Raw genomic sequence first — 23,563 nt, 5'->3', positions numbered from 1 at the left:
GGCCCACGGGAGGAGGGCCCCTGACACGCACACGCTGCGACCGGAGGGATGTTGGGCACCGTCCTCAAGGGTGGTTACGTCGTCGAGCTGGAACCCGCGCACGTCGAGCGCGTGGACCTGAGAATCGAAGGAGAGCGCATCGTCGCTCGCGGGCCGGACCTCACGCCCGCTCCTGACGACGAAGTCGTGGCCCTCTCCGGCAAGCTCGTCTTCCCGGGGCTCGTCAGCGCGCACCACCGCCTGCACGCGGTGCTCGGCCGCGGCATGCCGCACCCCACGCTGGAGACGTACCAGGACCTCCTCGAGAAGGTGCTCTGGCCCTACGAGAGCGCGCTGGATTTGGACGCGGTGCAGGTGGCCGGAACCGCGGGCGGGCTGGAGGCCCTCCAGTGCGGCACCACCACCGTCTGTGACTTGCACTCCTCGCCCAAGGCCGTGTCGGGCTCGCTGGTGCGGCTGGCGCGCGGGCTCCATGAAGTGGGCGTGCGCGGCGTGCTGTCCTACGCGGTGTCGGACCGGCTGGGCGCTTTGGGCCGCGAGGAGGGCCTGGAAGAGACAGTCTCCTTCGCGAAGAAGGCCAAGGGCCGCTTCCGCGGGCAGGTGGGCGCGGGGCCCTGCTTCACGCTGGGGCCGGACGGCCTGCAAGGCCTAGCCGAGGCGCTGAAGACGCTGGGCAACGCCGGGCTGCACCTGCCGCTCGCCGAGGACCCGCTGGACGAGCGCCTCTCCACGGAGCGCTACGGCGCCTCGCCCGTGGCCCGGCTGCTGGAGGCGGGCCTGCTGTCCCCGAAGAGCCAACTGGCGCACGTGGGCCACCTGGAGTGGGCGGACCTGGCGCAGGTGATTGCCACCGGCGCGTGGATTGTCCACACGCCGCGCTCCAACCAGGGGCTGGAGGTAGGCTACGCGCCCGCGCTGAAGTTCGGCCACCGCGCCACGCTGGGCGTGGACGCCGTGTCCGCGGACCTCTTCGCGGAGGCGCAGGCGGCGTACCTGCGCTCGCGCGAGGCGGGGCAGCCCATCGACGTGCTGCGCTACCTCGCCAACGGCCACCGGCTGGTGTCGCAGCTCTTCGAGACGCCGGTGGGCCCCATGCGCGAGGGCGCGCTGGCGGACCTGCTCATCCTGGACTACCTGCCGGCCACGCCGCTCACCGCGGAGAACCTGGCGTGGCACGTGGTGTTCGGCCTGGGCAGCCGCCACGTGGAGGCCGTCATGGTGGACGGCGTCTGGCGCATGTGGGCGCGCCGGCCGCTGTCGGTGAATCCCACGGTGGTGGCGGAGCAGGCCCGCGAGGCCGCCGCCGCGGTGTGGGCACGCCTGGCCGAAGCGAAGTAGTATTCCGCGCCATGCTCATCCCAGTGCTCGTCGCGGGCCTCTTCAGTGGGGCTATTCCGCAGGTGGGTGACACGGCGCCGGACTTCACGGTGAAGGACACGGCCGGCAACGTGTACACCCTGTCGGAGATGGTGAAGCAGGGGCCCGTCATCGTGGCCTTCTTCCCCAAAGCCTTCACAGGTGGTTGAACCCGCGAGCTCTCGGCGTACCGGGACAGGTACTCGGACATCGAGAAGCTCCACGGCCAGGTCCTGGCCGTCAGCATGGATGACGCGGAGACGCTCGCGCGCTTCAAGGCCGAGCTGAAAGCACCCTTCCCCTTCATTCCCGACCCGAAAGGAGAAGTCGTCGCGGCGTATGACGTGAAGATGCCGCTGCTCTCCGTGCCCAAGCGATTCACATTCGTCATTGGCGAGGGACGGAAGATTTTGAAGGTGGAGACCGGCAGCGACGCCATCGACCCGAATGGAGCGATTGTGTCGTGCCCCCTGCGCAAGCCTTCGGCGGCGCCGGACGCCGGGACGAAGTAGGGCCTTCAGGCCTGGCGAGTGGTGGAGGCCCGCCACTCGCGCAGCACCCAGAGCTGCGCGGCGACCATGGCCGCGGTGACGAGGAACATCACCCACGTCATCGCGGACGCGTACCCGATGCGCAGGTACTCGAAGCCATTTTCATAGATGTAGAGCGGCAGGAACGTGGTGGCGTAGCGCGGGCCGCCCTGGGTGATGACGAGCGCCGGGACGAAGGTCGTCTGCAGGCTCACCACCACGTCGCGCGCGGCGAGCAGCACCAGCGTGGGTGCCATCAGCGGCAGCGTCACCTTGCGGAAGACGGTGAGCGCGCTGCCGCCCTCCAGCTCGCACAACTCGTACAGCTCCTCCGGCAGCTCGCGCCGCGCGGCCAGCAGCACCACGAACACCTCGCCGAGCTGGAAGACGGTGAGCGCCACCAGCGCCCCGCGCGCGCCCCACGGCGTGAGCAGCCACCCGCCGCTCGTCACGCCGGCCGCCTTCAGGGCCAGCGCGAGCGGGCCATACAGCGGATTGAGCAGCCACAGCCACAGCAGCGCATAGGCGATGTCCGGCACCACCGTGGGGAGGAACACCGCCGCCCGCGCCAGCCGCCCGCCCCGGTGCAGCAGCAGCGCCAGCCCCAGCGCCACCGCGAGCCGCAGGGGCACCGCCAGGCCGGCGAAGAGCAGCGAGTTGCCCAGCGCCGTCCAGAAGAGCGGGTCGTTCCACATGCGTACGAAGTGCGCCATGCCCACGAAGCGCGGGGCGCTCAGCGCGTCGTACTCGGTGAAGGCGAAGCCCAGCGCGAGCAGCGCGGGCAGGCCCACCAGCAGCGCCGCCGCCGCGAGGAACGGCGCCGCCAGCCACAGCATGGCCTCCCTGCCGCGCGGGGCGCGTGCCTTCATGGGGCTCCCTTCAAGGGGCTCCGGCATCCGGCCTCGGCGCCGAGTCGAGGATGCCCTGCACGGCCTCGTTCACCTCCAGGCCGAGCGTGTTCACCTCGTCGCGCTGGCGCAGCAGCCGCTTCATGGAGCCACCGGCCTCCTGCCCGGGCCGCACCTCCTTGGAGTCCGCCTGCGTCAGCTTCGTGCCCCCGGGCGGCACCGTGTAGAACCACTCCTCGACGATGACGTCCGCGCGCGTCTCCACCTCGTTCCACACCGGCGCATTGGGCAGCCGGCGGATGATGGGGATGGAGTCCAGGAAGACGCGGGCCGAGGCGGGACGCTGGTTCGGGTCCAAGAACGCGGGCCCCTCCGCCACGGCGCGCAGCGACGGCACGGTGCGCCCGCTGCGCGCCAGCAACTCCGCGCCCGTCGGGCCCAGCGCGAACTCCACGAAGCGGAAGGCGGCGTCCTTCACCTTCGACGCGCGCGACATGCAGAATCCGTCCGAGTGCAGCACGGTGGCCTTCTGCTTGTGCCGGGGCAGCGGCGCCACGTCCCAGTCCAAATCCGGCACCTCGCGCAGCGTGGGCACCAGGCGCCGGCTGTTGAGGTGCATGCCCAGCCGCCCGGCCGCGAAGCGCGCCTCGGCGTTCTCCGACTTCGCCTCCTCCAGCGTGGGCGTCACCTTGAAGACGCGCTGCAGGCGCAGGACGTAGCGCAGCGCCTCCTGCGCGGGCGGGGTGAGCAGCTCCAGCTGTCGCGGGTCATTCACGTCATTCACCAGCTCGCCGCCCGCCTGCCAGATGAAGGGCGCCAGGCGGGACAGGTTCGGGTCGAACGCGAGCCCGTGGATGTCGGTGCGCCCGTCACCGTCCTCGTCGCGGGTGAGGGCCTGCGCCGTCTTGCGGAAGTCGTCCCAGTTCCAGTCCGGCTTCGGCGGCGGCACGCCCAGCTTCTTGAAGAGGCCGCGGTTCCAGTAGACGACGAGGCTGGAGACATTCTGGGGGATGCACTCCAGCGTGCCCTCGTAGCGGAAGGCCTCCATCGCCTGCGGGTAGAAGTCCTGCTCCTTGAGCACGGCGCTCTTCTGCATGCGGGGGCCCAGCGGCTCCAGCACGTCCTTGGCGGCGAACTGGCCGAAGCGCCGGTAGTTGAGCAGGAAGAGGTCGGGCGGGGTGCCACCGGAGAAGGCGGTGGTGAGCTTCGCCATGTGGTCCTTCTGCTTGCCGATGGGGACCAGGCGCACCTTCACGTCCGGGTTCTTCGCCTCGAAGGCGGTGACGAGCTGGCGGTAGCCCGCAACCTCCGCCGGGTCTCCGAAGAGCTGGAGCGTCACCTCGGTGGCCTGCGCGGCGGGGGCGCTCGCGTCCACGGCTTCCGGGGCCTGGGTCGTCGGTTCCTCGCGCTTGCAGCCGCCCAGCCACGTCATGCCCGCCAGCGCGAGCGCCGCGGTCCACCTCATCGTCCGAGCCATCCGCTTCCCCTCTCCTCGCCCAGGAACATGCGCTGCGCGCCCAGGAAGGCGAGGACGGCGGGCAGCGTGACGACCACGGCACCGGCGAGCAGCACGGGCCACTGCGTGGAGCCGAGCAGCTCCAGCGCGTGCAGGGCGAGGGGCGCGGTGAGCGCGTCCTCTCCGCTGAGGTACAGCAGCGGGTCGATGAAGTTGCGCCACGACAGCGCGAAGGCCAGCAGCGCCACCGACGCGGTGGTGGGCCTCACCAGCGGCAGGGCAATGGAGCGCCACAGCCGCACGGGGCCGGCGCCCTCCAGCCGCGCGGCCTCGAACAGCTCCGGGGGCAGGCGCCGGAAGGCCACCGCGTAGAGGAGCACGAAGAGGGGACTGCCGCCCATGAGCGCCGGGGCCACCAGCGGCACAGGCGTCCCGGTGAGGCCGAGCACCTTGAAGACGGCGAAGCGCGCCAGCCACACGGCGGTGCCGGGCACCATCTCCAGGAGGAGCACCGTGCCGGCCAGCGTCCGCCAGCGCCACCCGCTGGACTGCGCCAGGGCCAGTCCCGCCCAGGACGCGGTGACGACGCTCAGCGGCACCATGAAGGCCGCAATCAGCACGGAGTTGAGGAGCGCGCGGCCGAAGGGCACCAGCGTGAAGGTGGCGGCGTACGCGGACAGCCCGGCGCCCTGGGGAATCAACTCCACTCCGCGCGGAGGTGGCAGGCCCGGAGGGCGCAGTGAGCCGGTGAACATCACCACCAGCGGCGCGAGGAACACCGCGACCAGCACCCCGATGAGGAGCGCTCGGGACGACGAGCGGAGGAGTCGGACGGGAGGCGGCATCGCGGGGCGCCCATTCGCGCCCACGGGTGTCGCGCCGTCAAGCCGGAGATGCGGGGCGTGCCGGGGAACGCTAGGGTCTGGACGGGAAGAGGTCCTCCAGACGCTCTCCGCTCCACGAACCGCACGCTGACGAGGACTCCCGGATGCCGAGCAAGCCGAAGGCGAAGACCGCGAAGAAGGCCCCCGCCAGTCGCAAGCCTCGCGAGGCGGAGGCGGAGGGCTCGGAGGGTTCCCAGACGGACCCCGCCGTCATCACCTTCCTGCGTGAGCTGGAGCATCCGCTGAAGAAGGAGCTCGAGGCCGCGCGGCAGCTCATCCTCGCCGTCAGCCCCGAGATTCGCGAAGGCCTCAAGTGGAACGCGCCGAGCTTCTACACGACGGAGCACTTCGCGACCTTCAACCTGCGCACCCCGGACCGCATCCGGCTCATCCTCCACACGGGCGCCAAGACGAAGGAGACCGCGAAGACGGGCGTGAAGGTCGACGACCCGGCCGGCCTGCTGGAGTGGCTCGCGAAGGACCGCTGCCTCGTGACGTTCAGCGACGCAAAGGACATCCAGGCCCGGGGCGCCGCGCTGCAAGCCATCCTGCGCGAATGGATGAAGTCGGTCTGACGAGGGCGGGATACACGCCCCCGGCGCTGTAGATGATGGAAGGAGGCCGCGAGTCCCTCAGCCGCGGCGCTCCCGCTCTCCATGGCGCGTCGGCTGGCGCGTGGCGTCCGTGCGCGGCGCCGGTGCCCGTGGCGTCACCACCTTCCGGAACCAGGCGAAGGTCTCCACCAGTCCCTCCTCCAGGGACACCCGCGGCTCCCAGCCCAGCAGCGTCCGCGCGCGGCTGATGTCGGGCTTGCGCTGCCGGGGGTCATCCTTGGGCAGGGGCTTGAAGACGATGCGACCGTTACCGCCGTGCACGTTCCGCACGGCCTCGGCGAACTGCAGAATCGTCTGCTCGCGTGGGTTGCCCAGGTTCACCGGCTCGGTGACGTCCGAGAGGGCCAGACGCACCAGCCCGTCGATGAGGTCCTTCGCGTAGCAGAACGAGCGCGTCTGCGTGCCGTCACCGAAGACGGTGAAGTCCTCGCCGCGCAGCGCCTGGCCCACGAAGACGGGCACCAGGCGGCCATCCTCCAGCCGCATCTTCGGGCCATACGTATTGAAGATGCGCGCGATGCGCGTCTTCAGGCCGTGCATGCGCGCATACGCGGTGACGAGCGCCTCGCCGTAGCGCTTGGCCTCGTCGTACGCGGAGCGCGGGCCCACGGGATTCACGTTGCCCCAGTAGTCCTCCCGCTGCGGGTGGACGAGCGGGTCGCCGTAGATTTCGGAGGTGGACGCCTGGAGGAACACGGCCCCCTTCTCGCGGGCCAGCCGCAGGCCGTTCTCCGTGCCGACGGAGCCCACCCGCAGCGTCTCGATGGGGAGCTGCGCGAAGTCGCTGGGCGAGGCGGGCGACGCCAGGTTGAAGACGCAGTCCACCGGGCCGTCCACGTGCAGGGGCTCGGTGACGTCGTGCACCACCACGCGCAGGTTCCCCAGCGGGGCCACGTCCACGAGGTTGCGCTCATTGCCGGTGATGAGGTTGTCGAGGCTGATGACCTCGCTGGCCCCGTCGCGCAAAAGCCGCTCACACAGATGGGAGCCGAGGAACCCCGAGCCCCCGAGTACGACGACTCGCCTGCCCTTGAAGTCATTCATGCGCGCCAAGGTTCCGCGCGGGCGCGAGGGTGGGTAGCCGTTCCGCGGGGCAGGGTGGCGGGGACGGTCGCCTCCTGGACGCATGCCGCACGGCCGCATCCGTTGCCCGGCACTCTCCGCGTTCAGCACCACACGGCGAGCCCGTGGTCTGCCCCGCGGTGCGTTGCTCTCGTCCAGTCGGAGGCGGACCCGCTGGGCCTGCGTCTACCGGCCCTGGGCGCGGGCAGGTGGGCGCCGGCTGTCGAAGACCTGGGCCGGCGAGCCGTCCACCCGCGCGTCCTCGAAGGCGCCGCCGGTGTACTCGGCGATGACGCTCCGCCAGAAGGCGATGGCGGAGCGGTTGCCGGGGAGCTGGGAGACCTCCCACACGCCGCGGAAGCGGTCGAAGATGGCGCGGGCGGCGAGCCGGCCGAGCCCCCGCCGTCGCTCACCCCGGAGGATGAAGAACTCGCTCATCCGGAAGTCGCGTCCCGCTGTCATGTACGGGAAGGGCGCCTCGCCCACGAAGGCAAAGCCCACCGTGCGCTCCTCGTGGCGCAAGAGCAGCGGGTGGACGTCGGGCGAGCGGCTCAGCCACGTGGGCAGGAAGTCCGGTCGCCAGAGGCCCTGCTCGTCCAGCACATACTCCACGCCGAACTCGCTCAGGTCATGCAGGTAGAGCGGGTACAGGTGGCGAAGCAGCGGGTGCTCGGCGGGGCCCGCGCGGAGAATGTCCATGCAGCACCTCCCGGGCCCGCAGCATGACCGGGCGGCTTCTTCCCGGCCAGAACGCTCTGATGTGGGTGTTGGGGGCGGGCACCCACGGGAACGGGCAGGTGGGACTCTTGGTTCTCAAACACATCGTCAGTGACAGCTCCCGGGCAACTGTTCACACCTGAAGAGCCCTTCTGCCACATCGGGTTTCTTCAGGGCCCTGGGGGGCGCGCCGTGCTGGACTCCCAGGGGCGCGTGACCACCGAGCTCGAACAGCAGCGCTTCCGGGAAATGGCCAACGCGATGCGCGAGCTCGCGTGGTCGTCGCGCGCGGATGGCTCCATCTCCTACGCGAACGAGGCCTGGTGGGGCTTTGTCGCGGGCACACGGGGTGAACCGCGCACCGCGGCGGAGTTCGTCCATCCCGAGGATGCGGCGGCGCTCGCGGCGGCATACGCGGCGAGTGCGGCGGGCAGCCAGCGCGTCGAGGTGGCCTGCCGGCTCCGGCACGGCGCGTCCGGCGGCTACTCGCGGTTCCAGCTCCGGGTCGTTCCGGTGCAGGACTCAAGCGGAGTCGTCTCCGAGTGGCTCCAGGTTGGTACCAGCCTCGAGGAAGAGTACCGGCTCAGTGAGAGCGTCCACGCGCTGCTGGTGGTGGCGAACTCGGTGCCTGTGCACCTGCTGCTCCTCGACACCGAGGAGCGGATCCTCTTCGCCAATCAGGCCGCGGCGGGGTTATGGGGCCTCGCGCCGGGCGACATGATTGGGAAGACCATCGCGGAGGTCCTGGGGACGGACGCTCAGCGTGCCCTTCTCCAGTTCACGGAACGGGTGCTCGCGGGAGAGAGCGTCGTCTACGAATCCCCGTTTCAGCCGGGAGAGGGTCCGACGCGATACTTCCTCAACACCTACGCTCCGGACTTCGCGCCGGATGGCACGGTGCGAGGCTTCATCGCGACGGGCACGGACATCACGGAGCGCAAGCGGGCCGAGGAAGCCCTCCGGGTCAGCAGGGAGCAGGAGGAGCGCGCGAGGAGGGTGTTGGAGCGGGAGCGGGAGCTGCGCGAGGAGTTCATCTCCATGCTGACTCACGATGTCCGCACGCCCCTGACCGCCGCGAGGCTCGGTGCGCAACTCGCGAGTGCACAGGCAGAGGACCCTGTCGCCGTGCGGAGGTTCGCGGCCCGCGTGGAGGCCAGTGTCGAGCGGGTCGATTCCATGATGCGCGACCTGCTGGATGCGAGCCGGGTCCGCGCGGGACAGAAGCTGGCGGTGGCTCGAAGCGCCTGCGACCTGGGCACGCTCGCTCATGACGTGCTGCGGGAGCTCGGCACCATTCATGGTGAGCGCTTCGTGCTCCGCGCTCAGGACGCGGTGACGTCATCCTGGGATTGCAATGGCCTTCGCAGGGTGCTCGAGAACCTCTGCCTGAACGCGGTGAAGTATGGGGCGCCTCACGAGCCCATCACCGTGTCGGTGTGGCGTGACGAGGCGAGCGCGCACCTGTCGGTCCACAACCGCGGTGCGGCGATTCCAGCGAAAGAGCTTCCGACGCTGTTCGACCGGTTCCGCCGGGCGTCCACGGCGCGGGAATCACGGCAAGGGGGCTGGGGACTCGGGCTCACGCTCGTGAAGGGGATTGCGGAAGCCCACGGCGGCTCCGTGAGCGTCGTGAGTACGGAGGAGGCTGGCACCACCTTCAGCGTGGCCATTCCCTTCGCGGTCCCCGGGGCGGAGTAACCCAAACGCGGTGAGGCGGAGACGAACGCATTCGTAGCGGGCAACGGCACTATGCCCGCGTTACTCGCTGCAGGATGGTCGGCGCGACGTTTCGGCCGTCATCGCTCACGCGGAGTGCATTCAATGTGACCGATTCGCCTGACGGGACCCCGCGCGACGCGACGTCGATAACGTCGTCGGTTGCGGTCGTCGAGTCGACCAGCAGCCACAGCTGTTTGCCCTGCTCCTGCCTGGCAAGCTGCGCCAGCTCCCACGCGCAGCCCTCGTTCCTCCGCGTAAAGCCGCGCAGATCCATCAGCACGACGTCGGAGTCGCGCGCGACGCGGAGAACGCACGACTGCCATGTCCGCGCGTCGCAAAGGAGCTCGGTGATTGGATACCGGCCGTCGAGGAAGCGCCGCGGTTCGAATCGAAGCCGCGTTTCAATCTCCGCTTCGCTTCGAAGCAGTGATTGGTCGAAGTGGCCGGTGACGAAGTCCGCGAGCTGGCTCGCGCTCATCGTGACGGACGCGACATCTGTAGAGCTGATCAGCCGAACGGGGCCGACCCGGGTCCAGTGATGCGACACATACGAGAGGAGTCGCTGCGACGCCTGATTCCGGCCGAAGGTCCTCAGGAAGAGCAGCCGCAGTGGCGGTGTCGTCGGTTCAGCCACTTTCAAGAACAGGTTGCGCGACATCGCGAACGCCGCGAGCGGGGCGACCAGCATCGCGGGCGCGAGTGCGGGCGTGCCACGCAGCGTGATCAGCGCCATGAGTCCGACCCAGATGCCGTACGCGAGCGCAATCGTCCGTGCCCTGGCGCTCCACTTCGAGTTGCGTTCGCGCCACCGCTGCCACGCGAGATAGAGGCGCGTCGCCACGAACGTGACCACGAGCACGGCGAAGAACGAGGCGGACTGGACGACCGTGAACAAGAACCAGCTCCGCTTCGACGAAGGGTCCGCGGCCGCCGAGGCGAGGCTGACGAAGAGCTGCGCGGCAAGCGGAAGCCCGATGATGAACGCGAGGGGCCAGATGCCCGGGGCGCCACGCCCCATGAATGACGCCGCTGCACCCAGTACGAGCGGCACCAGCGGGACTGCTGCCAACAAGAACGCCACCGGAATCCCCTCGGCCCATGCGCCGAACGAGGCAGGTCCGTCGTTCACCCACAACGCGTTGAGCGACAGCACCATCGCCATCACGACCATCGAGCTCGCGCACACGGCTGCGTAACGCGCCAGTTCCATGCCGCCGACGGCACCGCGTCCTTCTTCCTGGACTGTGAGTTCCGCACGCCCATGGCTCACAGGTTGTGGCAACGCCTTGTCGTCACCCGTTGCTCCACCGGAATGCATCAACCGCTCGACGCGGCCGCGGTACAGCAATCGGAGAACGAAGACCGCGAGGAATGCGAGCAAGGCAGTCGTGACGAGGCCGTGCGCAGCAAGTAGCCAGTCCTGGGCGGTCATCGCGTCCCCGGTCACTTCTTGATGCGTCATCTGCTCACCTTCTGTCCTCGGAGCTCCAGCGCCTTCTTGTTCGCGCCGCGTCCGACCTCGAGTGCGCCCCCGGGATACAGGCTAATCCAATCGAGGACACTCCACTGGCGGGCCGCTTCGCCGTCTGTGTGGCGCATGCGGCAACCCGGGCATGTGCCCACTCGTCCCCGAGTCGGGGGCGCATGTCGAGTCACGCCCGGGCCCCGGTACGGGGTGGATGTCGCGTGGTGGTAGCCGCGCGTGCGCGTCTCGCAGGGAGCCACGTGACTCCAACCCGGTGCGCGGTCCGGACGGCGACGTGGCACGGCACTCCCCGCGGAATCTGCCTCGACCTACGTTGCCCACGCGAGCCGGGGGGCTCGGTCACCCTGCCGGTCTACGACCCGGGTACGAGGCATCTGGGGGGCGGCCTCCGAAGGTTCTGTCGGTGTCGGTGGAGGGGGGCGGGCAATGAAGAGCAGGCAGGTTCTCATCATGGGCGGAGCCGGCTTCATCGACGCTCACCTGGCGGACCCGTTCCTCGAACGGGGGCACCGCGTCCGCGTGCTCGCCTGCCTCCAGCCCCACGTCCACGGTGCGGCGCGGGCGGAGCTGGGGGCGTGGAGGCTCACCGGATGACACGGAACAGGCTTCGGAGCGGAGCGGGGCTTCGCACCTCGCGGGTGGGCCTGGTGCGGGACTTCACGCCGGGCGACCACGCCTCGGTGGAGGCGGCACTCGCGGACCTCAAGGTGCTGGGCGTGCGCGAGCTGCGCACGCGGGTGTCCTGGGCCCATGCGGCCACACCGGAAGGCGCCAGCTGGCACCGCTGGCTGATGCAGCGGCTGTCCCACGACGTGTGCGTGCTGCCCTGCCTGGTGGGCGGAGGCCGTGAGAGCGCGCCGCCCAGGGAGCCGCGGGCCTACGGTGACTTCGTGGAGCGGTTCCTCTCCGAGCATGGGCGCTTCGTGGAGTGGGTGGAGCTGTGGGACGAGCCGCGCAACCTCGCCTCGTATGACTGGAGGCTGGACCCGGCGTGGGAGACCTTCACCGCCATGGTGGCCGAGGGCGCGAAGCGCGCGCACGCGGCAGGCAAGCGCGTGGTGCTGGGCGGCATGAGCCCCGTGGACCCGCCGTGGCTGGACGGGCTGCTGGAGCGGCTGGGCCCGGACGCGCTCGACGCGGTGGGCGTGCACGGCTGGCCGGACACGCATGACTCGCCGTGGACGGGCTGGCGCGCGTGGCTGGAGCCGGTGGAGGACGTGCTCGCGCGGCGCGGCTCGCGCGCGGAGGTGTGGATTACCTCCGCGGGCTACTCCACGTGGCGCCATGGAGAGCGGCGGCAGGTGGCGGAGTTCCTCGACGCGGCCTCGGCGCAGGTGCCGCGCATGTACTGGGACGGCCTGTGCGACGCGGGCTCGGAGGAGGACGTGCCTGACGAGGGCACCGACGAGCGGGATGCGTTCCTGGGCCTGAAGCGCGCCGACGGGAGCCCGAAGCTCCTCTACCGCCTGTGGGAGGAGTGCGGCCTCGCGGGACTGGCGGAGGGCTTCCGGCGGCTCGGACATGCGCGTGGCGCGCGCCCGGAGCGGCAGGTGGTCATCTTCGGCGGCGCGGGCTTCATCGGCTGCAACGTCGCCGACGCGTACCTGGAGGAAGGCCGCCGCGTCCTCGTCTACGACAACCTCAGCCGGCCGGGCGTGGAGAAGAACCTGAGCTGGCTCAAGGAGCGTCACGGGGCGCGGCTGGACGTGGAGGTGGCGGACCTCCGCGACGCCGCCTCGGTGCGAGGCGCCGTGCGCCACGCGGGAGAGGTGTTCCACCTCGGCGCGCAGGTGGCCGTCACCACCAGCCTGGACGCACCCACGCACGACTTCGAGGTCAACGCGCGCGGCACCCTCAACGTGCTGGAGGCGCTGCGCGCCATGGACACGCCGGCGCCGCTCCTCTTCACGTCCACGAACAAGGTGTACGGCAGCCTGCCCGGCCTGCGCTTCGTGGCGGGCGCGCGGCGCTACGAGCCGCTGGACCCGGACATCCGCGCCCAGGGCATCAGCGAGCGCCGCACGCTGGACTTCGAGAGCCCCTACGGCTGCTCCAAGGGCACGGCGGACCAGTACGTGCTGGACTGGGCGCGCAGCTACGGCCTGCGCGCCACGGTGTTCCGCATGAGCTGCGTCTACGGCCCGCGCCAGTTCGGCACCGAGGACCAGGGGTGGGTGGCCCACTTCCTCCTCCGCGCGCTGAAGGGCCAGCCGCTGACCCTCTACGGCGACGGCCTGCAGGTGCGTGACCTCCTCTTCGTCGACGACCTGGTGCGCGCCTTCCAGCTCGCCCTGGCGAAGCTGGACACCGTCTCCGGCCAGGCCTTCAACATTGGCGGCGGCCCCACGCGCACGGTGAGCCTGCTGGAATTGCTGGAGCTCCTCGAGGAGCTGGTAGGGCACCGGCCCGACGTGCGCCACGAGGACTGGCGCAGCGGAGACCAGCGCTACTACGTGTCCGACACGCGGAAGTTCCAGGCAGCCACCGGCTGGGTGCCGCGCGTGGGCGTGCGCGAGGGCCTCACCCGACTGCTCGGCTGGCTGGAGGAGCTGCTGCGGGGCCGCCCGACCGTGCCACGGGAGCCAGTGCCGCTTGAGACCCACGCTGGAGGGTCCTGGAGCCCCTCGCCATGAGAGTCGTCCTCTTCTGTCACTCCCTGCTGTCCGACTGGAACCACGGCAACGCGCACTTCCTGCGCGGCATCGTCACCGAGCTGGCCGGGCGCGGCCACGAGGTGCGCGTCTGGGAGCCGAAGGACGCGTGGAGCCTCCAGCACCTCCTGGCCGAGCCCCGGGGACAGGAGGCGCTCGATGCGGTCCGCGCCGTCTACCCGCGCGTGCGGCCGCACCGGTATGACGCGGGCACGCTGGACCTGGGCGTCGCGCTGGACGGCGCGGACGTGGTGCTGGTCCACGAGTGGAGCACCCCGGAGCTGGTGCGGCGCGTGGGCGAGCAGCGCGCCCGGGGCGGCCGCTTCCGGCTGCTCTTCCACGACACGCACCACCGCAGCGTCACCGCGCCGGGGGAGCTGGCCGGATACGACCTGTCGCACTACGACGGGGTGCTGGCCTTCGGCGACGTCATCCGCCGTCTCTACCTGTCCCATGGCTGGTCCCGCCGTGCCTGGACGTGGCACGAGGCCGCCGACACGCGCGTCTTCCGGCCGCTGCCCTCGGTGACGCGGGAGGATGACCTCTGCTGGGTGGGCAACTGGGGCGACGACGAGCGCACCGCGGAGCTGCACGAATTCCTCCTCGGCCCGGTGAAGTCGCTCGGGCTGAAGGCTCGCGTCCACGGCGTGCGCTACCCCGACGCGGCGAAGCGCGCGCTGGCCGACGCGGGCATCCAGTACGACGGCTGGCTGCCCAACCCTGGAGCCCCGCTGGCCTTCGCCCGCGCGCGCCTGACGGTGCACGTGCCGCGCAGGCCGTATGCCTCCGCGCTGCCGGGCATCCCCACCATCCGCGTCTTCGAGGCGCTCGCGTGCGGTCTCCCCCTGGTGAGCGCACCATGGGAGGACGCCGAGGGCCTCTTCACCCCGGGCCGGGACTTCCTCGTCGCGCGCGACGGCGCGGAGATGGAGCGCCACCTGCGCACGCTGCTGGCGGACGAGGACGCGCGCAATGCGCTGGCCGCCCAGGGCCGGCGCACCGTGCTGTCGCGCCACACCTGCGCGCACCGCGTGGACGAACTGCTGAGCATCTGCCGCGAGCTGGGAGTCGACACCCGCGCGGCGCTGCCGCGGGCCCTGGGGGGAATGGCGTGATGGAGCCTCAGTGCATGCGCATCGTCATCCTCGGCCTGTCCATCACCTCGTCCTGGGGCAACGGGCACGCCGCCACCTTCCGCGCCCTCGTGCGCGAGCTGGTGCGCCGGGGGCACGACGTCCTCTTCCTGGAGCGGGACGTGCCCTGGTACGCGGCCCACCGGGACTTGCCCCGGCCACCCTGGGGCCGCACGGAGCTGTACGCCGACCTGGCGGAGCTGCGTGAGCGCTTCGCCGCGGACGTGCGCGACGCGGACCTCGTGGTGGTGGGCTCGTACGTCCCGCAGGGCGTGGAGGTGGGCCGCTGGGTGCAGGCGACTGCACGGGGCATCCCGGCCTTCTATGACCTCGACACGCCGGTGACGCTCGCGAAGCTGGCGCGCGCGGACTTCGAGTACCTCTCCCCGGACCTCGTCCCCGGCTACCGGCTGTACCTGTCCATCACCGGTGGCCCCCTGCTGCGGCGCCTCGAGCGCGAGCTGGGCTCGCCCGCGGCGCGCCCGCTCTACTGCAGCGTGGACCCGGAGCTGTACCTGCCCCGGCCGCGCGCGCCCGAATGGGATTTGGGCTACCTGGGCACCTACAGCGCGAGCCGGCAGCCCACGCTGGCGCGGCTGCTGCTGGACTCCGCGTTCCAGTGGAAGGAGGGACGCTTCGTCGTCGCTGGCCCCCAGTACCCGGCGGTGGTGCGGTGGCCCTCCAACGTGGAGCGGGTGGAGCACCTGCCGCCGCCCGTGCACGCGGACTTCTACTGCGCCCAGCGCTTCACGCTGTACGTCACGCGCGCGGACCGGGTGCTGGCGGGGTACTCGCCGGACGTGCGCCTCTTCGAGGCCGCCGCCTGTGGGGTGCCCATCCTCAGCGACGCGTGGAACGGGCTGGAGAGCGTCTTCGTGCCCGGGGAGGAAGTCCTCCTGGCGCGCACGGCGAAGGACGTGCTCGGCCACCTCCGGGAAATGTCGGAGGCGGACCGGCGCGCGCTGGGGGCGAAGGCCCGGGCGCGGGTGCTGGCCGAGCACACGGCGGCCCACCGGGCCCTGGCCTTGGAGGAGTACGCACGGGAGGCCAGCAATGGCCGGGTTCATGTCGCAGCGCTGAGCTGAATGGGAAGGACGGGGGGAGTCATGAAGATTGCAGTGGTGGGTACGGGGTACGTGGGGCTCGTGGCGGGGACGTGCTTCGCCGAGTCGGGCAACGAGGTCACCTGCGTGGACGTGGACGTGCGGAAGGTGCAGGCCCTGCAGGAGGGGAAGGTCCCCATCTACGAGCCGGGGCTGGAGGAGCTGCTGCACCGCAACGCCGCCGCGAGCCGGCTCCAGTTCACCACCGACCTGGCCAGGGCGGTGGCGCCCGCGCAGGTGGTCTTCATCGCCGTGGGGACACCGGAAGGGGAGAGTGGTGACGCCGACCTCCAGTACGTGCTGGCCGCCGCCGAGGGCATCGGCCGGGCGATGAGGCAGTACACGGTGGTGGTGGACAAGAGCACCGTGCCGGTGGGCACCGCGGACAAGGTGCGGGAGACCATCCGCGCGGTGACGGACGTGGAGTTCGACGTCGTCTCCAACCCCGAGTTCCTCAAGGAGGGCGCCGCGCTGGAGGACTTCCTCAAGCCGGACCGCGTCGTCATCGGCACCACGTCCGAGCGAGCGCGCAAGGTGATGGGCCAGCTCTACGGGCCCTTCGTCCGCACGGAGAACCCCATCCTGTACATGGACACGCGCTCGGCGGAGCTGACGAAGTACGCCGCCAACGCGATGCTGGCCACGCGCATCTCGTTCATGAACGACGTCGCCGCGCTCTGCGAGAAGGTGGGCGCGGACGTGGAGTTCGTCCGCAAGGGCCTGGGCTCGGACCGGCGCATCGGCTACCCGTTCCTCCATCCCGGCTGTGGCTACGGCGGCTCCTGCTTCCCCAAGGACGTGAAGGCGCTGGTGGCCACCGCGCGCGAGTTCGGCCTGGAGCTGGACTTGCTGCGCGCCGTGGAGCGCACCAACGCGCGGCAGAAGCGCTCGCTGCTGGCCCGGGCGCTGCGGCACTACGGTGATTTGGCGGACCGGACCTTCGGGGTATGGGGCCTGGCCTTCAAGCCGAAGACGGACGACATGCGCGAGGCCCCCGCCGTGGAGCTCATCGAGGGCCTGCTGGGCAAGGGCGCTCGGGTGCAGGTGCATGACCCGGTGGCGGCGAAGGTGGCGGAGCGCTACTTCGGCAGCCGGGTGTTGTACGCGCCGTCGAGCTACGCGGCGGCGGAAGGGGCGGAGGGCCTCTTCCTCGTCACCGAGTGGAACGAGTTCCGCCGGCCCGACTTGCGCAAGCTCAAGAGCCTGATGAAGGGGCACGTCATCTTCGACGGCCGCAACATCTTCGACCCGGCGCAGGTGCGGGAGGAGGGCTTCACGTACTACGGCATCGGCCGCGCGTAGCCCTCCCTCCGCGCAAACGGGCCCGCCTGAAGCCTCTGCCGTGCTCAGGCGGGCTTGGACACCATCTCCCGGGGCGGGAACACGGCCTGTGCGGCGCCGGAGACCAGCGGAGAGGAATCCGCCTGGAGCCGGGCCAGCCGCGCCAGCCGCTCCGGCGTCCACCCGCGCCCGGGCGCCGCGTCCTGCACCAGGCACCACACGGCCACCCGGCGGGCCTCCGCGCTCGGGCTCGCGGTGAGCCGTGCCTCCACGGCCTCCAGCTCGCCCACGGGGAGCGCGCCCACCACGCCGCGGCACGCCTCCAGCGCGTCCGTGTGCAGGTGGCCCGCCTCGCCCATGTGCGCCACCCTCGCGGCCCACTCCACCGGAGCCAGGGCCGCGCCCGCGCACCGCACGCGCAGCGGCGCCAGCCGCGCGTCCTTCGAGAGAACCTGCTCCGCCGCCAGCGCCGCCTGCATGTAGCTGGCGCGGGACTTCACCGGCAGGGCCAGCAGCTGGCCCAGGGCCACGCTCAGCGCGCGCCGGTCCGGAGCCACCGCGTCCAGCATGCCCTCCAGGCGCTCCAAATCCCGCTCGTCGGAGCGGTGGAGGACGGCGCGCATGGCCGCGACCACCTCGTCGTCATACGGTGAGCCCAGCCGCGCGCCGCAGGCGGACAGGAAGGTGCGCTCGGAGTCCTTCACGGCGAGGTACGCCGCGCGGTTGAGCAGGTCGATGCGGGCCTCCGGCTCCGGCCGCCGCAGCACGCGCCCCAACAGCGCGGCCAGCTTCCGGTCCGACGCCTCGGTGAGCCGGTCCGCGGGGATGTCGCCCAGGCGCGAGGCCATGACCCAGTCGGTGCCGTCCACCGCGCGGGCGAACACCTCCCACGTCGGCTCGCGGTCCAGGTGGTCCCACAGGGCGCGCAGCATGGCGATGCGCACGTCCCGGTGCAGCGCCAGGCCGTCCAACTCCAGCAGCCGCTCGTAGGCGGCGTCCGCGCGCAGCTCGCCCAGCAGGCGCACCACCTCCTTGGCCACGGTGACCTTGGTCAGGGGCACGGAGGCCAGCAGCGACAGCACGCGCGAGGCCGGCATGCCCTTGAAGGCCCGGCGCAGGCCGTAGATGGCGATGCGGGCGCGCGCGTCCTCCAGGCACCGCAGCAGCGTGGGCACGCCCTGGCCCTGGTCACACCGCGCCATGACGCGCAGGGCCTTCTCCTGCACGGCCAGCCGCGTGTCGTCCGCCAGCGTGCACAGCCGGTCCATGGGCGCCCAGTCGATGGCCGCCAGCAGCGCGGTGGCCCACAGCAGCGTGGGCGTGTCGCGCTCGCGGTCGTCGAGCATGCGCCCCACCGCGTGCGAGTAGGTGGCGCTCTGCTCCGACGTCCACCGGAAGAAGTCGTCGCTGAAGGACAACAGCCAGCCCGTGTTCCCCGTCGCGAAGCGGCCCTTGATGACGGGAGCGCCCAGGTAGGGGGTGAGCAGGTCCTGCCGGCGGCGGTGCAGGTAGTGGTGCACCACGGGGAAGCAGATGACGCTGGCGTCGGCCTTCAGCAGCGCGGGCAGCAGCCGGTCGAAGGCGCGCCAGTCCTTCTTCCAGAGCACGGTGAGCGCGGAGTGCGCCTCCTTGCCCAGCCGCAGCGCCACGCGCTCCAGGCCGGAGACGAGCTCGACGTGGAGGGGCTCGCCCTCCTCCCCCTGCTCCTGAGCTGAGGCCAGGGTGATGATTTCCGAGTGCCAGCCGCGGTCGTACCAGCGCCGCACGGTGACGCCCAGCGTGGCCTCGAAGCGCGCGCGGCCGTGCTCGGACAGCCACTGGCTGATGCCCAGCGCCATCCAGGCCCAGGGCGTCTCGTCGCGGAGGCCCACGAGCAGGTCCTCCAGACCCGGCACCAGGCCCACGCGCTCGCCCAGGCTGTTCACCAGCTGGAGCAGCGGGCCCCCGCGCTCGCGCTGCGCCCAGGCCTTCGCGATGTCGAAGAGCTGGGGCGCGGCGGTGCGCACCTCGTCGTCGCTGAGCTGCTCGCCCAGCCGGGGGTTGTGGAGGACGCCGCGCTCCTTGATGAGCGTGGCCAGCCACGTCGCGCCCCAGGCGGCGTCCCGCGCGAAGACGCGCAGCAGCAGGGCCTCCGCGAGCTGCGCCGTCCCGTGGGACAGGTCCGCCGCGTCGAGCGCGTCGCGCAGCATGCGGCCCACGGCCTCGGTGTGCTCGCGGCGCCACACTGCGCGGGGCCACCTCACGAGCGCACCCAGCATCGCCGCGCGCACCGGGTCCTGCTCGTTCTTTCGCGCCAGCACCAGGGGCAGGGCGCGGTCCACCAGGGCGGTGTCATCGGGCCGCAGGCCGGGGATGGCCAGCAGCGTCGTCAGGGCCGCGCCGCGCGTGTCGCCCTCGGGGTGGCCCAGGTAGGACTGGAGGACGGACAGCGCCTCGTCCCAGGGCAGCAGGCGCGCGTACTCCATGCGCTGCCGCGGACGGGTGCCCAGGGCCACCACCTCGTGCAGGTGGCGGCGGGCCTCGCGCTCGCGCAGGCCGATGGGGAGGATGCTCAGCACGCCCAGGGAGATGACGCCGTCCTTGTCGCGCGAGGCGACGCTCCAGCGCGAGTACACGCGCTCGCGCACCTGCGCATCGGAGATGGAGCGCAGCAGCTCCGTGCCCCAGTCGGGGTCCACGTCCACGGCGGCGCACCACGCGTCGACGACGGCACGGCGCGCGGGCTCGGAGAGCTGGGGCAGCAGCGTCTTCGCGCTCCCCAGCGAGCCCGGGGCCCGGCGGACGAGCCACGCCAGGGACTCCGGGCTCAGGCGGGAGGCCGTCCGGGCGAACAGCTTCCAGAAGGCGGTGGCGTGTGCGTGGCGCTGCAGCAGCGTCAGCGCGGCCTCGGGCCGGTGCATCGCCAGCCAGTTCCAGGCCGCGGTGTCCGGGTCGATTCGCCGGGCGAGCAGCAGCTCGAACAGCTCCAGCGCCGCGTCGGGCACCTGGTCGGCGATGCGGGGCAGGTAGGCGTGGAGCTGCCAGCGCGTCACCGGGTCGGGCTCCCCGGGCACGGCCCGCAGGCGCGCCGCGAGCACCTCCGCGAGGATGCCGGGGGCGAAGCGGGACAGGCGGTTCCAGAAGCGCAGGCTCGGCTTCTCCAGCGCGCGGGCGAGGTGGCGGCGGATGGCGCCGGGCGTCCCCAGGGGCACCGCGTCCGCGAAGTCGGGCACGCCCGTGCGGGAAGCGAGCCAGTCCAGGTACGCGTCGATGACGGCCTGGCGCTCCTTGCGCACGAGGCCTTTCAGGATGGAGCCCTCGCGGCGCATGGCGTAGGCCATCTTCAGGGCCTCCAGCGCCTGGGCGTCGTCACAGGCCAGGGGCACCAGCCGGAAGGCGAGGGCGCGGATGCGGCCGGAGGCGTCGGACGTGGCGTGGAGCACGTGGGCGCCGTCGCGCCGGGTGAACTGGGCGGCGAGGGCCAGCCGCCGCTCGTACGCGTCTCCCCGGGCCAGCCCCTCCAGCACGGTGCTCGCGTCCGGGTCCTTCGGCGCGCGGCGGCCCAGCTCCACCATGCGGCGGACGCGGGCGTCGTGGTGGGTGGCGGACAGCTCGGCGCGCAGCTCGGGGAGGCGGGTCTCGGGCATGGCGCGAAGGATGCCCGGGCCCGTACGTTCCTGACAAACCGCCCCCCGTCAGGGGTGGGGCTCTGCTCCCCGTCAGGGGTGGGGCTCGGAAGCCCGACTCAGTGCGACACCTCGGTGGGGCTGACGGGGTAGTCCCCGTGCGAGTGCGCGTACGCGTGCTGGGCGGAGAGGAACCGCCGCACGGCGCCGCGGGTAAGCAGCCCGCAGGTGGGACTGCCCGGCGGGGTGGTGACGGGCAGCGCGTCCACGTCCTCCTGGTCCATGAGGCGCAGCGCGTGGGCCAGGTCCTGGTCGGGCGTCAGCAGTGGCAGCTTGCGTGCCAGGTCGCTGGCCACCAGCAGCGGGTACATGGACTCGTCGCGCCACACCTCGCGCAGCTGCTCCACGTGCACGGTGCCGTAGACCTGTCCGTCGGCGTCGAGCACGGGCAGGGCGCCCGCCTCGGAGGTGAGCAGCAGGTCCGTCAGCGGGCGCAGCGGCGTCCCCGCGGGCACGGGGGGCAGGTGCGCCATCACCGCGCGCACGGGCGTGGCCTCCAGCAGGTCCGTGTCGCTCTGCACCTTCGGCGCCTTGCGCTCGGTGAGGTAGTGGCAGAGCGCGGAGGCGATGGTGCACGTCACCATCAGCGGGAGGATGATGTCGTGGTTCCCGCTCAGCTCGTAGAGCATCATCATGCCGGTGAGCGGGGCGCGGTTGAGCGCCGCCAGGGCGCCACCCATGCCGACCAGGGCGTACGCGCCGCTCGGCCCGGTGCTGGCGGGGAAGAAGTAGTGCACCAGCGTGCCGAAGGCGCCGCCTGCCATGGCGCCGATGACGGCCGTGGGGAAGAAGGTGCCGCCCGAGCCGCCCGAGCCGATGGTGAGCGCGGTGGCCACCAGCTTCAGCACGCACGCGGTGACGAGGAAGAGGAACGGCAACCGGCCGATGGCGGCCAGGTTGATGAAGTCGTGCCCGCTGCCCCACACCGCGGGGCTGATGAAGGCCAGCAGGCCGGTGCACAGCCCGCCCAGGCCCGCGCGCATCGCCAGCGGCTTCCGGGACAGCCAGGGCGACAGCTGGCCTCCGCCGCGCCCGTGGAAGAAGTGCTCCACTCCGTGCAACAGCCGCACGAAGGTGAAGGACAGCAGCCCGCAGCCGATGCCCAGCCCCGCGTACGCCAGCACCTCGCCGCCGCTGACCAGCTCGTACGGGACGCGGCGGAGCATGGGCGACTCGCCCAGCACGCCCTGGCTCACCAGGGTGCCCGCCACGCTGGCGAGGATGATGGGCGAGAAGACGCGCAGCTCGAACTCGCGCAGGATGATTTCCATCGCGAACACCGCGCCGGCGATGGGGGCGTTGAAGGACGCTGAGATGCCCGCGCCCGCGCCGCAGGCCAGGAGGATGGACAGCTCCCTGCGGCTGAAGCCCAGAACGCGGCCCACGGTGGAGGCGAACGCCGCGCCGCCGTAGACGATGGGGCCCTCGCGTCCGGCGGAGCCGCCGCTGCCAATCGTGATGGCGGAGGCCACCAGCTTGAGCAGCCCGCGGTCCGCCGGCACCACGTTGGCGCCGCTCTTCACCGCCCGCACCACCTCCGGCACGCCATGTCCGTGCGTCTCCGGCCTGTCGCGCAGGAGCCGGCCCACCGCGATGCCGCCCAGCGTGGGGGCCAGCAGCATGAGCCACCAGGGCAGGTCCGCCAGCGTCTCCGGGAGGTTGTGCGAGTGGCCGAACACGCTGTTGAGCGCGGCCAGCGCCACCAGCGGGTAGTAGAGCGACAGCGCGCCCAGCGTCAGCAGCGACAGCAGCTTCAGCCGGCGCTTCACCTCGTCGCGCGGGCCACCGGGCTGGATGAAGTGGCCCACCACCAGCGCGCCCAGCGCCAGCGGCGCGCCGATGATGGCGTACTCGAAGTGCCAGTGCGCGGTGGAGAACGCCTCCATCAGCGTCTTGAGCTGGCCCCGGCGCAGCGTGTGCGTCAGCTCGGCGGCGCCGAAGGTGATTCCGGTCATCAGGCCGATGAGGTTCGCGAAGATGCCCGCCGCCAGCCCGCTGTAGAGCCCCACCACCGCACCCGCCACCGGCAGCACCGACGGCCCCGGCAGCCGCAGCCGGTTCGAGGCCTGGAGGAGGTCGTGAATCAGCCGGCTCAGCGCCGCGCGTAGACGACCCCAGAGCGCGCGCCGTTGCGCCGCGTCGGGTATGGGTACAGCGGGTTTCATTTGTGCTCCCACTAAGCAGGTGTGGGAGGTGCCTTCAAGTCCCGTGAGTGGGTTGTCGGGCGGGTGGCACTCCGTTCCGGCCGTGGAGCGCGCGCCCGTCAGGGGAGCAGCCGGCCATGCGACGCACGCGCGCCTACGACTTCGGAGCGAGCGCCACCGCTGCGGCGCCGCGCACCGGGCCGCGTGACTCCTGGAGCACCGCCACCGCGCGCAGGGACTCGCGCTTCCACCCCTTGGCGAGCGGCACGCGCGCCTCGGACACGAAGCCGCCCGCCGGGTCTGCCTTCGGCGCGGGCAGCGCCACCTGGGCACGCACCACCGCCGCGTGCTCCAGCGTGCGGCCGGCATTCTCCCCCCGCGTCACCCGGGAGGACAGGCCGTCCTCGGTGAGCGCGGCCCACAGCTCGGTGCCCGCCGGGGGCGCCGCGTCGAGCCGCACGGTGAGCACCGCCGCGTCCCCGTCCACGCGCGCGCCGACGCGCAGGGGCACCTTGGCCCGCTTCGCCGCGGAGGCTGCCTGCTCGCGCGCCTTCGCCTCGTCGCCCACGAAGCTGCGCTCCCCGTCCACCACCATCTGCGGCGTGTAGACGCGGTTGTCGTCCCCGTTGAGCGCGTAGCGCCGCTGGCGCTCGCTGAAGGCGGGCGAGGCGTAGGCGTCCTTCCACCCGAGGTCGTCCCAGTAGTCCACGTGGAAGCCCAGGGGGATGAGCTCCACGCCCTCCACCGGCTGGGCCCGGGCGAGCCGCGACAGGGCGGCGTCGGCGGACGGGCAGCTCGAGCAGCCCTCGGAGGTGTACAGCTCCACCACGACGGGCGTGCGGGAGACGGGCGCGGCGGTGAGCAGCACCAGCGGCAGGGCCAGGAGCACGGAGGTCATGTCCTGGTTACGCCCC

The 23,563-nt window shown here is 71.8% G+C and carries 18 protein-coding genes; 9 read left to right on the top strand and 9 right to left on the bottom strand.

The annotated features are described in order from the left end of the window. Positions 1–51 precede the first annotated feature (51 nt). Both G4D86_RS40275 and G4D86_RS40270 read left to right on the top strand, forming a co-directional pair. Complete coding sequence (locus tag G4D86_RS40275; protein ID WP_163999734.1) at positions 52–1,338, top strand: amidohydrolase family protein; 1,287 nt, start codon at positions 52–54, stop codon at positions 1,336–1,338. A gap of 11 nt (positions 1,339–1,349) precedes the next feature. Next, positions 1,350–1,868: a peroxiredoxin family protein gene (locus G4D86_RS40270; protein ID WP_163999612.1), complete on the top strand. Its 519-nt coding sequence runs from the start codon at positions 1,350–1,352 to the stop codon at positions 1,866–1,868. Positions 1,869–1,873: 5 nt separating this feature from the next. Here G4D86_RS40270 and G4D86_RS40265 read toward each other — a convergent pair whose 3' ends face one another. From G4D86_RS40265 to G4D86_RS40255, 3 genes are read right to left on the bottom strand one after another with little or no spacing between them, the layout of a single operon-like run. After that, positions 1,874–2,755 (bottom strand): carbohydrate ABC transporter permease, encoded by an 882-nt coding sequence (locus G4D86_RS40265; RefSeq protein ID WP_205520207.1) that lies wholly within the window; start codon positions 2,753–2,755, stop codon positions 1,874–1,876. Positions 2,756–2,765: 10 nt separating this feature from the next. Next, positions 2,766–4,211 (bottom strand): ABC transporter substrate-binding protein, encoded by a 1,446-nt coding sequence (locus G4D86_RS40260; RefSeq protein ID WP_163999611.1) that lies wholly within the window; start codon positions 4,209–4,211, stop codon positions 2,766–2,768. Continuing rightward, the gene (locus G4D86_RS40255) at positions 4,196–5,035 is read right to left on the bottom strand and encodes a carbohydrate ABC transporter permease (protein ID WP_163999610.1); all 840 of its coding nucleotides are present in this window, start codon (positions 5,033–5,035) and stop codon (positions 4,196–4,198) included. The genes G4D86_RS40260 and G4D86_RS40255 overlap by 16 nt, the downstream gene beginning before the upstream one ends. Before the next feature lie 143 nt (positions 5,036–5,178). Between G4D86_RS40255 and G4D86_RS40250 the strand changes: the two genes are divergently transcribed. Beyond that, positions 5,179–5,649, top strand: coding sequence for a DUF1801 domain-containing protein (locus tag G4D86_RS40250; protein ID WP_163999609.1), 471 nt, complete (start codon positions 5,179–5,181; stop codon positions 5,647–5,649). 57 nt (positions 5,650–5,706) lie between these two features. Here the strand turns inward: G4D86_RS40250 and G4D86_RS40245 are convergent, their stop codons facing one another. Then, positions 5,707–6,732, bottom strand: a complete 1,026-nt coding sequence (locus tag G4D86_RS40245) for a UDP-glucuronic acid decarboxylase family protein (RefSeq protein ID WP_163999608.1) — start codon at positions 6,730–6,732, stop codon at positions 5,707–5,709. 204 nt (positions 6,733–6,936) lie between these two features. Then, a complete protein-coding gene (locus G4D86_RS40240) occupies positions 6,937–7,449 on the bottom strand; it encodes a GNAT family N-acetyltransferase (RefSeq protein ID WP_163999607.1) in 513 nt (170 codons plus the stop codon). Positions 7,450–7,659: 210 nt separating this feature from the next. On the opposite strand from G4D86_RS40240, the gene G4D86_RS40235 reads away from it, so the two are divergent. Next, positions 7,660–9,165 (top strand): sensor histidine kinase, encoded by a 1,506-nt coding sequence (locus tag G4D86_RS40235; protein ID WP_163999606.1) that lies wholly within the window; start codon positions 7,660–7,662, stop codon positions 9,163–9,165. 49 nt (positions 9,166–9,214) lie between these two features. Here G4D86_RS40235 and G4D86_RS40230 read toward each other — a convergent pair whose 3' ends face one another. Beyond that, a complete protein-coding gene (locus G4D86_RS40230; protein ID WP_163999605.1) occupies positions 9,215–10,648 on the bottom strand; it encodes a hypothetical protein in 1,434 nt (477 codons plus the stop codon). Between the two features lie 450 nt (positions 10,649–11,098). On the opposite strand from G4D86_RS40230, the gene G4D86_RS40225 reads away from it, so the two are divergent. From G4D86_RS40225 to G4D86_RS40205, 5 genes are read left to right on the top strand one after another with little or no spacing between them, the layout of a single operon-like run. After that, entirely contained in the window at positions 11,099–11,266 is a 168-nt protein-coding gene (locus G4D86_RS40225; protein WP_205520206.1) for a hypothetical protein, read from the top strand. Continuing rightward, positions 11,263–13,305, top strand: coding sequence for an NAD-dependent epimerase/dehydratase family protein (locus G4D86_RS54560; RefSeq protein ID WP_338050639.1), 2,043 nt, complete (start codon positions 11,263–11,265; stop codon positions 13,303–13,305). Before G4D86_RS40225 ends, G4D86_RS54560 begins: the two co-directional genes overlap by 4 nt. Beyond that, positions 13,302–14,438 (top strand): CgeB family protein, encoded by a 1,137-nt coding sequence (locus G4D86_RS40215; RefSeq protein WP_163999604.1) that lies wholly within the window; start codon positions 13,302–13,304, stop codon positions 14,436–14,438. The genes G4D86_RS54560 and G4D86_RS40215 overlap by 4 nt, the downstream gene beginning before the upstream one ends. A 14-nt stretch (positions 14,439–14,452) precedes the next feature. Next, positions 14,453–15,541 (top strand): CgeB family protein, encoded by a 1,089-nt coding sequence (locus tag G4D86_RS40210; RefSeq protein WP_163999603.1) that lies wholly within the window; start codon positions 14,453–14,455, stop codon positions 15,539–15,541. Positions 15,542–15,562: 21 nt separating this feature from the next. Further along, positions 15,563–16,861: a UDP-glucose dehydrogenase family protein gene (locus tag G4D86_RS40205; RefSeq protein ID WP_163999602.1), complete on the top strand. Its 1,299-nt coding sequence runs from the start codon at positions 15,563–15,565 to the stop codon at positions 16,859–16,861. A 44-nt stretch (positions 16,862–16,905) separates the two neighbouring features. On the opposite strand, the gene G4D86_RS40200 is transcribed toward G4D86_RS40205, so the two are convergent. From G4D86_RS40200 to G4D86_RS40190, 3 genes are all read right to left on the bottom strand, one after another. After that, complete coding sequence (locus G4D86_RS40200; protein WP_240360749.1) at positions 16,906–20,466, bottom strand: hypothetical protein; 3,561 nt, start codon at positions 20,464–20,466, stop codon at positions 16,906–16,908. A gap of 98 nt (positions 20,467–20,564) precedes the next feature. Next, positions 20,565–22,670, bottom strand: a complete 2,106-nt coding sequence (locus G4D86_RS40195) for a chloride channel protein (protein WP_205520205.1) — start codon at positions 22,668–22,670, stop codon at positions 20,565–20,567. A 133-nt stretch (positions 22,671–22,803) separates the two neighbouring features. Further along, positions 22,804–23,547, bottom strand: a complete 744-nt coding sequence (locus tag G4D86_RS40190) for a DUF1223 domain-containing protein (RefSeq protein WP_163999601.1) — start codon at positions 23,545–23,547, stop codon at positions 22,804–22,806. Positions 23,548–23,563: the final 16 nt, after the last annotated feature.

This window comes from Pyxidicoccus caerfyrddinensis (assembly GCF_010894405.1).
GTDB lineage: Bacteria > Myxococcota > Myxococcia > Myxococcales > Myxococcaceae > Myxococcus > Myxococcus caerfyrddinensis.
This window is presented reverse-complemented; position numbering and strand designations above follow the sequence as displayed.

Bases quoted from the DNA above. Each gene is read 5' to 3' on its own strand.
- G4D86_RS40265 (WP_205520207.1), bottom strand. From the start codon at position 2,755: ATGAAGGCACGCGCCCCGCGCGGCAGGGAGGCCATGCTGTGGCTGGCG.
- G4D86_RS40260 (WP_163999611.1), bottom strand. From the start codon at position 4,211: ATGGCTCGGACGATGAGGTGGACCGCGGCGCTCGCGCTGGCGGGCATG.
- G4D86_RS40255 (WP_163999610.1), bottom strand. From the start codon at position 5,035: ATGCCGCCTCCCGTCCGACTCCTCCGCTCGTCGTCCCGAGCGCTCCTC.
- G4D86_RS40250 (WP_163999609.1), top strand. From the start codon at position 5,179: ATGCCGAGCAAGCCGAAGGCGAAGACCGCGAAGAAGGCCCCCGCCAGT.
- G4D86_RS40245 (WP_163999608.1), bottom strand. From the start codon at position 6,732: ATGAATGACTTCAAGGGCAGGCGAGTCGTCGTACTCGGGGGCTCGGGG.
- G4D86_RS40240 (WP_163999607.1), bottom strand. From the start codon at position 7,449: ATGGACATTCTCCGCGCGGGCCCCGCCGAGCACCCGCTGCTTCGCCAC.
- G4D86_RS40230 (WP_163999605.1), bottom strand. From the start codon at position 10,648: ATGACGCATCAAGAAGTGACCGGGGACGCGATGACCGCCCAGGACTGG.
- G4D86_RS40225 (WP_205520206.1), top strand. From the start codon at position 11,099: ATGAAGAGCAGGCAGGTTCTCATCATGGGCGGAGCCGGCTTCATCGAC.
- G4D86_RS54560 (WP_338050639.1), top strand. From the start codon at position 11,263: ATGACACGGAACAGGCTTCGGAGCGGAGCGGGGCTTCGCACCTCGCGG.
- G4D86_RS40215 (WP_163999604.1), top strand. From the start codon at position 13,302: ATGAGAGTCGTCCTCTTCTGTCACTCCCTGCTGTCCGACTGGAACCAC.
- G4D86_RS40210 (WP_163999603.1), top strand. From the start codon at position 14,453: ATGCGCATCGTCATCCTCGGCCTGTCCATCACCTCGTCCTGGGGCAAC.
- G4D86_RS40205 (WP_163999602.1), top strand. From the start codon at position 15,563: ATGAAGATTGCAGTGGTGGGTACGGGGTACGTGGGGCTCGTGGCGGGG.
- G4D86_RS40200 (WP_240360749.1), bottom strand. From the start codon at position 20,466: ATGCCCGAGACCCGCCTCCCCGAGCTGCGCGCCGAGCTGTCCGCCACC.
- G4D86_RS40195 (WP_205520205.1), bottom strand. From the start codon at position 22,670: ATGAAACCCGCTGTACCCATACCCGACGCGGCGCAACGGCGCGCGCTC.
- G4D86_RS40190 (WP_163999601.1), bottom strand. From the start codon at position 23,547: ATGACCTCCGTGCTCCTGGCCCTGCCGCTGGTGCTGCTCACCGCCGCG.